This window comes from Maribacter sp., from assembly GCF_039974175.1.
Taxonomy (GTDB): Bacteria; Bacteroidota; Bacteroidia; order Flavobacteriales; family Flavobacteriaceae; genus Maribacter_C.
On the sequence record NZ_JBDWJN010000004.1, the window covers coordinates 95,269 to 107,811 of the forward strand.

Annotated in this window: 4 protein-coding genes and 1 pseudogene; 4 read left to right on the forward strand and 1 reads right to left on the reverse strand. The window is 39.7% G+C overall.

The features are described from left to right. Nucleotides 1-71: 71 nt before the first annotated feature. The 3 genes from rpoB to ABJN95_RS05475 all read left to right on the forward strand — a co-directional run bounded on the left by rpoB (nt 72) and on the right by ABJN95_RS05475 (nt 8,653). Nucleotides 72-3,881 (forward strand): DNA-directed RNA polymerase subunit beta, encoded by a 3,810-nt coding sequence (gene rpoB / locus ABJN95_RS05465; protein WP_348369058.1) that lies wholly within the window; start codon nt 72-74, stop codon nt 3,879-3,881. A 58-nt stretch (nt 3,882-3,939) separates the two neighbouring features. Continuing rightward, nucleotides 3,940-8,238: a DNA-directed RNA polymerase subunit beta' gene (gene rpoC, locus ABJN95_RS05470; protein ID WP_348369060.1), complete on the forward strand. Its 4,299-nt coding sequence runs from the start codon at nt 3,940-3,942 to the stop codon at nt 8,236-8,238. A 103-nt stretch (nt 8,239-8,341) separates the two neighbouring features. Further along, the gene (locus tag ABJN95_RS05475; protein WP_348369062.1) at nt 8,342-8,653 is read left to right on the forward strand and encodes a DUF3467 domain-containing protein; all 312 of its coding nucleotides are present in this window, start codon (nt 8,342-8,344) and stop codon (nt 8,651-8,653) included. 53 nt (nt 8,654-8,706) lie between these two features. Here the strand turns inward: ABJN95_RS05475 and ABJN95_RS05480 are convergent, their stop codons facing one another. Continuing rightward, the gene (locus ABJN95_RS05480) at nt 8,707-10,296 is read right to left on the reverse strand and encodes a peptide chain release factor 3 (RefSeq protein WP_348369064.1); all 1,590 of its coding nucleotides are present in this window, start codon (nt 10,294-10,296) and stop codon (nt 8,707-8,709) included. 408 nt (nt 10,297-10,704) lie between these two features. Here ABJN95_RS05480 and ABJN95_RS05485 point away from each other — a divergent pair. Then, nucleotides 10,705-12,543, forward strand: a pseudogene (locus tag ABJN95_RS05485) (hypothetical protein); the annotation flags it as partial.

Genomic DNA, 12,543 nt, shown 5'->3' on the forward strand with positions numbered 1-12,543 from the left:
ACTTAGCGAAGTATATAAAGTCATATACAACCCAAAAGTTTTAGTATTCACTATCATAATACTGTCCATAGATGTTCACAAACACTACTGAAAGAATTAATTTTGCATCCGCTAAGAACACACCGGAATACCCGGATTTCTTGGACATCCAGATTAAATCATTTCAAGACTTTTTCCAACTTGAAACTAAATCCGATGAAAGGGGCAATGAAGGATTGTACAATACCTTCATGGAAAACTTTCCAATTACCGATACCAGAAACCAGTTCGTTTTAGAGTTTTTGGATTACTTTATCGACCCACCAAGATACTCGATTCAAGAATGTATTGAGCGTGGTTTGACCTACAGTGTTCCACTTAAAGCTAGATTGAAACTGTACTGTACAGATCCTGAGCATGAGGATTTTGAAACCATCGTTCAAGATGTCTATTTAGGAACCATTCCTTATATGACCCCATCTGGTACTTTCGTAATAAATGGTGCGGAGCGTGTTGTGGTATCACAACTACACCGTTCACCTGGGGTTTTCTTCGGACAATCATTCCATGCAAATGGAACTAAGCTCTATTCTGCAAGAGTTATTCCTTTTAAAGGTTCTTGGATTGAATTTGCTACTGATATCAATGGTGTGATGTACGCCTATATTGATAGAAAGAAAAAATTACCTGTAACTACCTTGTTCAGAGCTATCGGTTTTGAGCGTGATAAGGATATTTTGGAAATCTTTGATCTTTCGGAAGAAGTGAAAGTTTCAAATGCAGGTTTGAAAAAAGTATTGGGTCGCAAGTTAGCGGCAAGAGTGTTGAATACATGGCATGAAGATTTCGTTGATGAAGATACGGGTGAAGTAGTATCTATTGAGAGAAACGAGATCGTTTTAGATCGTGATACCATTTTAGAGAAGGAGCACATTACCGAAATTATGGAAGCTGATGTGAAGACCATACTTCTTCACAAAGAAAATAATGCACAGTCTGACTATGCTATTATTCATAACACCTTACAAAAAGATCCAACGAATTCTGAAAAAGAGGCCGTTGAACACATCTACCGTCAACTTCGTAATGCAGAACCGCCCGATGAGGAAACTGCACGTGGTATTATTGATAAATTATTCTTTTCCGATCAACGTTACAATCTAGGTGAAGTTGGTCGTTACCGAATGAACAAAAAATTACAGTTGGATATTGGAATGGACAAGCAAGTCTTGACCAAAGAAGATATCATTACTATAATTAAATACTTGATTGAGTTGATCAATTCGAAAGCAGAGATCGATGATATTGATCACCTTTCAAATCGCCGTGTACGTACCGTTGGTGAGCAGTTGTCATCTCAGTTTGGAGTTGGTTTGGCTCGTATGGCAAGAACCATTCGTGAGCGTATGAATGTTCGTGATAATGAGGTGTTTACACCAATTGATTTGATTAATGCCAAGACCTTATCTTCGGTTATTAATTCATTCTTCGGAACAAATCAATTATCTCAATTTATGGATCAAACAAATCCATTGGCAGAGATTACACATAAGAGAAGATTGTCGGCTTTAGGACCAGGAGGACTTTCAAGAGAAAGAGCTGGTTTCGAAGTTCGTGATGTTCACTATACGCACTACGGAAGACTTTGTCCGATTGAAACACCGGAAGGTCCGAATATTGGCCTGATTTCTTCTTTGGCAGTTTTTGCCAAGGTGAACCCAATGGGCTTCTTGGAAACTCCGTATAGAAAAGTAGACAAATCCAAAGTTGATACGAAGGAGTATGTTTACCTAAGTGCTGAAGAAGAGGAAGGAATGAAAATCGCTCAGGCGAATATTCCTTTAAAAGACAATGGTGAAATTAGTAGTGATAAGGTGATTGCTCGTGAAGAGGGTGATTTTCCGGTGGTTGAACCTAAGGAAATTAATTACACAGATGTTGCACCAAATCAGATTGCATCGATTTCTGCATCCTTGATTCCGTTCCTAGAACACGATGATGCGAACCGTGCTTTGATGGGATCAAACATGATGCGTCAAGCCGTACCATTATTAAAACCACAATCACCGATTGTTGGTACCGGATTAGAACGTCAAGTGGCTTCTGATTCTCGTGTATTGATTAATGCGGAAGGTGATGGAGTAATCGAATATGTTGATGCTCAAAAAATCACAGTAAAGTACAAGAGAACCGATGCTCAGAAACTGGTGAGCTTTGATGAAGATTCTAAATCGTACAAACTGGTCAAGTTTAGAAAAACTAACCAAGGTACTAGTATCAACTTAAAACCTATCGTTAAAAAAGGTGATAAGGTTAAAAAAGGTCAAGTACTTTGTGAAGGTTATGCTACTGAAAAGGGTGAGTTAGCGTTAGGTAGAAACCTTACGGTTGCTTTCATGCCTTGGAAAGGATACAATTTTGAAGATGCGATTGTAATATCGGAAAAGGTTGTTCGTGAGGATATTTTTACTTCAATCCACGTTGACGAATATTCATTAGAAGTTCGAGATACCAAATTGGGTGCAGAGGAATTGACGCACGATATTCCAAATGTTTCTGAAGAGGCTACAAAAGACCTAGACGAAAACGGAATGATCCGTATAGGTGCAGAAGTAAAACCTGGAGATATCTTGATAGGTAAGATTACCCCGAAAGGCGAATCTGACCCAACTCCTGAAGAAAAATTACTTCGTGCCATTTTTGGAGATAAAGCAGGTGATGTAAAAGACGCTTCGTTAAAGGCTTCTCCTTCTTTGAGGGGTGTAGTTATCGAAAAGAAATTGTTCTCGCGTTCTATTAAAGACAAGCGCAAACGTTCTGAAGACAAGGAAGCGATTACAACACTTGAGCTAGAATACGAAGTGAAGTTTGAGCAGTTAAAAGACATTCTAGTCGAGAAATTGTTCACTTTAATTAATGGCAAAACATCACAAGGTGTCTTGAATGATTTGGGAGAAGAAGTGCTTCCAAAAGGCAAGAAGTACACCATGAAGATGTTGAATGCTGTTGATGATTTTGCTCACTTGGTAGGTGGAAGTTGGACAACAGATAAAGCGACCAATGCTTCTGTTGCTGATTTGTTACATAACTACAAGATCAAATTGAATGATCTTCAAGGTAACTTGAGAAGAGATAAATTTACGATTTCAGTTGGTGATGAATTGCCTGCAGGAATTATGAAATTGGCCAAGGTATATGTAGCTAAAAAGCGTAAGCTGAAAGTTGGTGATAAGATGGCAGGGCGTCACGGAAACAAAGGTATTGTTTCTCGAATTGTACGTCAAGAAGATATGCCCTTCCTCGAAGATGGAACCCCAGTCGATATCGTATTGAATCCACTAGGTGTACCATCTCGTATGAATATTGGTCAGATTTATGAAACGGTTCTTGGTTGGGCTGGTTTGAAGTTGGGTAAGAAATTCGGTACACCTATTTTTGATGGTGCTACCTTAGAAGAAATCAACACGTATACTGACGAAGCCGGAATACCAAGATTTGGACATACGTACCTTTATGACGGAGGAACAGGTCAACGTTTTGATCAACCTGCTACAGTAGGTGTGATTTATATGTTGAAACTAGGTCACATGGTCGACGATAAAATGCACGCTCGTTCAATAGGACCATATTCTCTAATCACACAGCAACCATTAGGTGGTAAAGCCCAATTTGGTGGTCAACGTTTTGGAGAAATGGAAGTTTGGGCGCTTGAAGCATACGGTGCGTCTGCAACGCTACGAGAGATATTAACCGTAAAATCTGATGACGTAATTGGTAGGGCGAAGACCTATGAATCGATTGTCAAAGGTGAGACCATGCCAGAACCTGGTCTACCAGAATCTTTCAACGTATTGATGCATGAGCTTAAAGGTTTAGGCTTGGATATCAGATTGGAAGAGTAGGTAAAACGGGTTTTGAATACTATTTAGAATAACACATTAAAATTATCACCATAGAATTATGGCAAGAATAAACGATAATACACCGCAAAAAAGGTTTGATAAGATTTCAATTGGTTTGGCATCTCCAGAAGCGATTTTGGCAGAGTCAAGAGGTGAGGTTTTGAAACCTGAAACTATTAATTACAGAACGCACAAGCCCGAACGCGACGGACTTTTCTGTGAACGCATTTTTGGACCTGTTAAGGATTATGAATGTGCTTGTGGAAAGTATAAGCGTATCCGGTACCGTGGTATTGTTTGTGACCGTTGTGGTGTAGAGGTGACTGAAAAGAAAGTTCGTAGAGATAGAGTAGGGCACATCAACTTGGTGGTTCCCGTTGCTCACATCTGGTACTTCCGTTCATTACCAAACAAAATAGGGTACTTGCTGGGTCTTCCATCCAAGAAATTGGATATGATCATTTACTACGAACGTTATGTAGTAATTCAGCCAGGTATTGCTAAAGGCCCTGAAGGCGAAGAAATCAATAAGATGGATTTCTTGACGGAAGAAGAGTATTTGAATATCATTGAGGAAATCCCTCAAGAAAATCAATACTTGGATGATAGCGACCCAAATAAGTTTATCGCTAAGATGGGTGCGGAATGTTTGATTGATCTTTTGGCAAGAATTGACCTTAAAGATCTGTCATTTAGTCTGCGTCATAAAGCAAATACGGAAACTTCTAAGCAACGTAAAACTGAAGCGTTAAAACGTCTGCAAGTAGTTGAAGCCTTACGCGAGTCTCAGGAGAATCGTGAGAATAACCCAGAGTGGATGATCATGAAGGTAGTTCCGGTTATTCCACCAGAATTACGTCCTTTAGTACCTTTAGATGGTGGTCGTTTTGCTACTTCCGATTTAAATGATTTGTATAGAAGAGTTATCATTCGGAACAACCGTTTGAAGCGACTAGTTGAGATTAAAGCACCCGAAGTTATTCTTAGAAATGAGAAACGTATGCTTCAGGAAGCTGTTGATTCATTATTCGATAATACGCGTAAAGCATCTGCAGTTAAAACGGAATCGAACCGTCCTTTAAAGTCACTTTCAGATTCATTGAAAGGGAAACAAGGTCGTTTCCGTCAAAACTTACTAGGTAAGCGTGTAGATTATTCTGCCCGTTCAGTTATCGTTGTTGGTCCTGAATTGAAGTTATTCGAATGTGGACTTCCGAAAGATATGGCTGCAGAACTCTATAAGCCCTTTGTGATCCGTAAATTGATCGAAAGAGGTATTGTAAAGACCGTAAAATCTGCAAAGAAAATAATTGATAAAAAGGAACCTGTTGTCTGGGATATCCTTGAAAACGTGTTGAAAGGGCACCCTGTACTCCTCAACCGTGCCCCAACCTTACACCGTTTGGGTATTCAAGCTTTCCAACCAAAACTTATAGAAGGTAAGGCAATTCGTTTACATCCTTTGGTTTGTACGGCGTTTAATGCCGATTTTGATGGCGATCAAATGGCGGTTCACCTTCCATTAGGACCAGAAGCTATTTTGGAGGCACAACTATTAATGTTGGCATCACATAATATATTGAACCCCGCAAATGGTTCTCCTATTACCGTACCTTCTCAAGATATGGTATTGGGTCTATATTATATGACCAAGGAAAGAAAATCTACCCCAGAGGTACCTATTAAAGGTGAGGGATTGACATTCTATTCTGCGGAAGAAGTAGAGATTGCGTTCAATGAAGGCATGGTAGATTTGAATGCAGGTATTAAGGTAAGAGCCAAAGATTTCAATGAAGAAGGAGAGCTAGTTAACCAGATCATACCTACAACAGTGGGTAGGGTATTGTTTAATATGGAAGTGCCAGAGGCCGCAGGATATATCAACGATGTACTGAACAAGAAGTCTTTGCGAGATATAATCGGCGGAATATTGGCAGTTACCGATGTGCCAACTACTGCTGAATTCTTAGATAAGATTAAGACTATGGGATATGATTTCGCCTTCAAAGGGGGTCTTTCCTTTAGCTTAGGTGATATTATTATTCCTCAGGAAAAGCATGAGATGATTGCTGATGCTAACGGACAAGTTGATGGAATTATGGCTAATTACAATATGGGCCTTATTACCAACAATGAACGTTACAATCAGGTAATTGATGTCTGGACTTCTACGAACGCTATGTTGACCGAGTTGGCCATGAAGCGTATTCGTGAAGATCAACAAGGATTTAACTCTGTGTATATGATGCTCGATTCTGGTGCAAGGGGTTCGAAAGAACAAATTCGCCAGTTAACCGGTATGCGTGGATTGATGGCCAAGCCTAAGAAATCAACAGCTGGCGGGGGTGAAATTATCGAAAACCCGATTCTTTCTAACTTTAAGGAAGGGCTTTCGATTTTGGAATATTTCATTTCTACCCACGGTGCGCGTAAAGGACTTGCAGATACCGCATTGAAAACGGCAGATGCAGGTTATTTAACACGTCGTTTGGTCGATGTCTCACAAGACGTTATTATCAACATTGATGACTGTGAGACCTTACGTGGTGTTGAAGTATCACCTTTGAAGAAGAATGAAGAGGTTGTTGAGACGCTAGGAGAGCGCATTTTAGGGCGCGTTTCTTTACACGATGTATACAATCCTCTAAACGAAGAACTGTTGCTTTCTGCAGGTCAGGAAGTCATGGAGTCAGATGTGAAGAAAATCGAGGCATCACCAATTGATAAGATTGAGGTTCGTTCAGCACTTACCTGCGAAGCACCTAAAGGTATTTGTGCCAAGTGCTACGGAAGAAATCTTTCTACCAATAAAATGGTGCAAAGAGGTGAAGCTGTAGGGGTAGTTGCGGCCCAGTCGATTGGAGAGCCTGGTACACAACTTACATTGCGTACGTTTCACGTTGGGGGTATTGCAGGTAACATTTCTGAAGAGAATAAATTAGAAGCTAAATTCGATGGAATTGCTGAAATAGAAGATCTTAGAATTGTTAAGGGAGAAGACGGTGATGGTAAAAAAGTTGAAATCGTTATTTCTAGAACTTCAGAATTGAAGATAGTAGATGCGAAAACTGGTATTACCTTAAGTACCAACAATATTCCTTATGGCTCGCAGATTTCGATAAAAGATGGAGCAAAAGTTTCTAAAGGAGATGTAATTTGTTCTTGGGATCCTTACAATGGCGTTATTGTTTCAGAATTCCCTGGAAAAATTGCCTACGAAAACATTGATCAAGGGGTGACCTATCAAGTAGAGATTGATGAACAGACTGGTTTCCAAGAAAAAGTGATCTCTGAATCTAGAAACAAGAAATTAATTCCTACACTCTTGATTCAAGATAGTAAAGGCGAAACCTTGCGTTCGTATAACCTACCAGTTGGCTCGCATATTATGGTCGACGATGGTGATAAGATAAAAGAAGGTAAAATCTTGGTGAAAATACCTCGTAAATCGGCCAAAGCGGGTGATATTACAGGAGGTCTTCCTCGAGTTACTGAGTTATTCGAAGCGCGTAACCCATCAAACCCAGCAGTAGTTTCTGAGATAGATGGTGTGGTGTCTTTTGGAAAGATCAAAAGAGGTAACCGCGAAATTATCATTGAATCAAAGCTTGGTGAGATCAAAAAGTACTTGGTTAAGCTTTCGAATCAAATATTGGTTCAGGAAAACGACTATGTTCGTGCTGGGATGCCACTTTCAGATGGTTCGATTACTCCAGAAGATATTCTTTCCATCAAAGGGCCATCAGCGGTTCAACAGTATTTGGTGAACGAAGTTCAGGAAGTATATCGTTTACAAGGTGTAAAGATTAATGACAAGCACTTTGAAGTTGTCGTGAGACAGATGATGCGTAAGGTTCGAATTCAAGATCCAGGAGACACTATTTTCTTAGAGAATCAATTGGTACACAAAGATGATTTCATTCGAGAGAATGATGAAATTTTTGGTAAGAAAGTGGTTGAAGACTCTGGAGAATCTGAAAACTTGAAACCTGGGCAGATTATTTCTGCGCGCGAGTTGAGAGATGAAAACTCTATCTTGAAACGTTCAGATAAGAGTTTGGTTGTAGCTAAGGATGCAGTAGCCGCTACGGCAACTCCAATACTTCAGGGTATTACTAGAGCATCTCTACAAACCAAATCTTTTATCTCTGCGGCATCTTTCCAAGAGACGACCAAAGTATTAAACGAAGCTGCGGTAAGCGGTAAAGTAGATACCTTAGAAGGCTTAAAAGAGAATGTAATCGTTGGTCATAAAATACCAGCAGGTACAGGTATGCGAGACTATGATACGATAATCGTTGGTTCGAAAGAAGAATACGATGAAATCATGGCGCGCAAAGAAGCTTTAAAATTCTAAAATAAGAATTTAGAGGCAAGATGTAAGAGCCAAGACTGATGTTTCAATTTACTTTGTTTATCAGTCTTGGTTCTTTGTTCTTGACTCTTTCTAAATACGTAGTATGGCGGAAAAAGATCAAAAACAGAAGCAAATCAATATAGAGCTAGATGAAAAAATGGCCGAAGGAATTTATTCAAATCTTGCCATTATCAATCATTCTGTATCGGAATTCGTTGTAGATTTCATCAGCATGATGCCCGGAGCCCCCAAGGCAAAGGTGAAGAGTAGAATTGTGTTGACACCGCAACATGCCAAGAAGTTCTTGAAAGCCCTTAGTGATAATGTCAATAGATTTGAGAAAGCTCATGGTACTATTAAAGATTATGAGCAACCTCCAATACCTTTGAATTTTGGTCCTACGGGAGAAGCTTAAAAATTAAAAAGCCGTTTGAATTATCAAACGGCTTTTTAATTTTATATAATCTATTAATCAAACTCTGACACAAAATGCAATTTTACAGAAGGATATTTCTGTTGTGTCATTTGTAAGGAAAATTGAGAATCTGCCAAAAACACTAACTGGCCTTGCTTGTCTTTCGCCAAAAACTTCTGTTTAACCCTTTGAAACTCTTTGAACTCATCGTTTTTGGAATCATCGGGATCAACCCAGCAAGCCTTGTGTACTGGAAAGTTTTCATAGGAGCACTTTGCACCATATTCATGTTCCAAGCGATATTGTATTACTTCAAATTGTAATGCGCCTACCGTGCCTACTACCTTTCTTCCGTTTAGCTCAAGTGTAAAGAGCTGTGCAACACCCTCATCCATTAATTGATCAATACCTTTGTAGAGTTGCTTAGACTTCATTGGATCGGCATTATTAATATATCTAAAATGCTCTGGTGAGAAACTAGGTATGCCTTTATAGTGTAATTGTTCTCCCTCGGTTAGGGTATCACCAATTTTAAAGTTTCCAGTATCATGAAGGCCCACTATATCTCCAGGATAAGAGATGTCTACAATCTCTTTTTTCTCTGCAAAAAATGCATTGGGACTTGAAAACTTTAGCTTTTTACCCTGCCGAACGTGTAAATAGGGTTTGTTGCGCTCAAAAGTTCCTGAGACTATTTTAATGAAGGCCAAGCGATCGCGGTGCTTTGGATCCATATTGGCATGAATTTTAAAAACAAATCCGGTTAGCTCTTTTTCATTGGCTTCAACTAAGCGTTCCTCTGCCATTTTTGGTCTGGGTGAAGGAGCGATTTCAACGAAACAATCCAATAACTCGCGCACACCAAAATTATTCAAAGCAGAACCAAAAAATACCGGATGCTGTGCACCTTTTAAGTAAGCTTCCTTGTCAAACTCTGGGTATACCCCACTTACCAACTCTAAATCACTTCTAAGGGTTTCAGCAGCAGATTCTCCTATAATATCTTCTAAATCAGTGCTTTCAAGGGTGTCAAAAGCTATGGTTTCCTCAATGTTCTTTTTACTGTCGCCACTAAAAAGGTTGATGTTCTTCTCATAAATATTATAAATTCCCTTGAAATCATAACCCATCCCTATAGGAAAACTTAAGGGTGTTACGGCAAGACCCAACTTCTGTTCTAACTCATCTAAAAGATCAAAGGCGTCTTTTCCTTCTCTATCTAGTTTGTTTATGAACACTAATATTGGAATGTTTCGCATGCGACATACTTCCACTAATTTTTCGGTCTGTTCCTCAACACCTTTGGCCACATCAATTACTACGATTACGCTATCTACTGCGGTTAGGGTTCGAAAAGTATCTTCAGCAAAATCTTTGTGTCCTGGTGTGTCTAAGATGTTGATTTTCTTATCCTTATAGATAAAAGCCAAAACAGAAGTGGCTACAGAAATACCACGCTGTCGTTCAATTTCCATAAAGTCACTGGTAGCAGTCTTCTTTATCTTATTATTTTTAACTGCACCAGCCTCCTGTATGGCACCACCGAACAATAGTAGTTTTTCCGTAAGGGTGGTTTTACCCGCGTCTGGATGGGAAATAATGCCAAAAGTTCTTCGTTTTGCTATTTCTGTATGAAAATCCATCAAAAAAATTTGTGCAAAAATAAGCTAAATAATTAGTTTGGTTTGCCCAAATACAAATCGTTTGGGGTTTTGAAAATTGAAATTCATAACTTTTTCGATGATCGCTTTAGATGGCAAGGCACCTTTACAGTAGGTCGATAAAATTAGAAGGTCACCGAGTTTTCAAAAATGAAAAAATCTATTTACAGAATACTATCGTATCTAAATAAGCGTTAAAAATTAGTGCATCTAGCGTTTTAACGAATTATTCTGTGTTTGAAAGACATTTGATCCTATATGCTTTCAAAAGAATTTGAAGATTAAAATATTAGGTATACCTTGCACGAATAGTACGAATTTTGTCCCAAATATTCTTACCTGTAAACCTTTATTGCCATGGTGATTAGTAAACCTTAATTACTGACACTTATGGAACCTATTACAACCCAAGTTTTGCTAAAATCAATTGCAAGACTTTCCCAAACATTTGCAATAGTTCTTGCACTAGTTTTATCAACTCCCGTATTGAAGGCGAACAATGCCTCATCGAGTAGAGTTGACGAAGAAGTACCCTTGTACGTAAATGATGATTGTACGAGCTTGGACCTAGTTGAAATACTAGCGTCAGATTTTGGCTTTCCAAATAATGTTTTAGATGGTAGTCTATCGGCAATAGATGTAGATCTCAGTGCGAAATGGGGGTTACCTCCAGGAAGTGTTTTGGTAAGTGTTAGTGGTGCAAGCACCAAAAGTTTTGGTGGACTTTTCGAGGTGAATAACGGCGTTCCGATTACTTTTTCCTTTTCAGGAACAGTGCCTGTCATGTCGGTTGTAGAACATTCGCCTTCTGTTGATGCTTTGCATAGAGATGGTATTATCGCCTTAGATAATGTAACCTATGCCTTGACCAACTCTTCCTTACCTACTGGATTAGTATCGGACAATGTAGGAAACAACTATTTTGTGGAGAATACCACGACGGCTGTGATCAATGGACCAAATAGATACGTATGGGAGTCACAAGATGTAGTTACCCAAGTTCAATTTTATACAACTTCTGAACGTCTTATCAACGGTATTCGATTAAGATTACAACCCTTAGATTGTACTGATACCGATGGCGATGGAGTTCCTGACACTGCTGATTTAGACGATGATAACGATGGAATATTAGATACGGTAGAAGACCCGAACCTCGATGGTGATAATGACCCTCTGACCGATCCATTAGATACTGATGGAGACGGATATCCGAACCATTTGGATATCGACTCTGATAACGATGGTATACCAGATAACGTTGAGGCACAAACTACAGAGGGCTATATCGCCCCTAATGATGACGATGAAGCCACATATGCGGCTAATAATGGTTTGAATTCGGCATACCCTGACGGATTAACACCAAATAACCACGATGGCGAAGACACTCCTGATTACATCGATTTGGATAGTGATAACGATACCGTACCTGATAACAATGAAGGAAACGATTTTAACTTCGACGGTATTCCTGACCAGATGTTTACGGGTTCTGATGCTGACGGCGATGGATTAGACGATGGTTACGAGGGAAGCGATATCAATGATGGTTTTGACGTCAATGACGAGATTGATGACCCTGCAAACGATCTACCTGATACCGATGGTACCGAAGATGTGAACTACAGAGATATTGACGATGACGGTGACGAAATCAATACGGTTGATGAAGATGTAGATGGCGATGGCGACCCGACCAACGATGACACCGATGGCGATGGTACGCCAGATTACTTAGACAATGATTCAGATACTGATACGGATGGCGATGGAGTTCCTGACACCGCCGATCTAGACGATGATAACGATGGAATATTAGATACGGTTGAAGACCCGAACCTCGATGGTGATGATGACCCTCTGACCGATCCATTAGATACCGATGGAGACGGATATCCGAACCATTTGGATATCGACTCTGATAACGATGGTATACCAGATAACGTTGAGGCACAAACTACGGAGGGCTATATCGCCCCTAACGATGATGATGAAGCCACATATGCGGCTAATGATGGTTTGAATTCGGCATACCCTGACGGATTAACACCAAATAACCACGATGGGGAAGACACTCCTGATTACATCGATTTGGATAGTGACAACGATACCGTACCGGATAACAATGAAGGAAACGACTTTAACTTTGACGGTATTCCTGACCAGACCTTCACAGGTTCTGATGCTGACGGCGATGGATTAGACGATGGTTACGAGGGAAGCGAT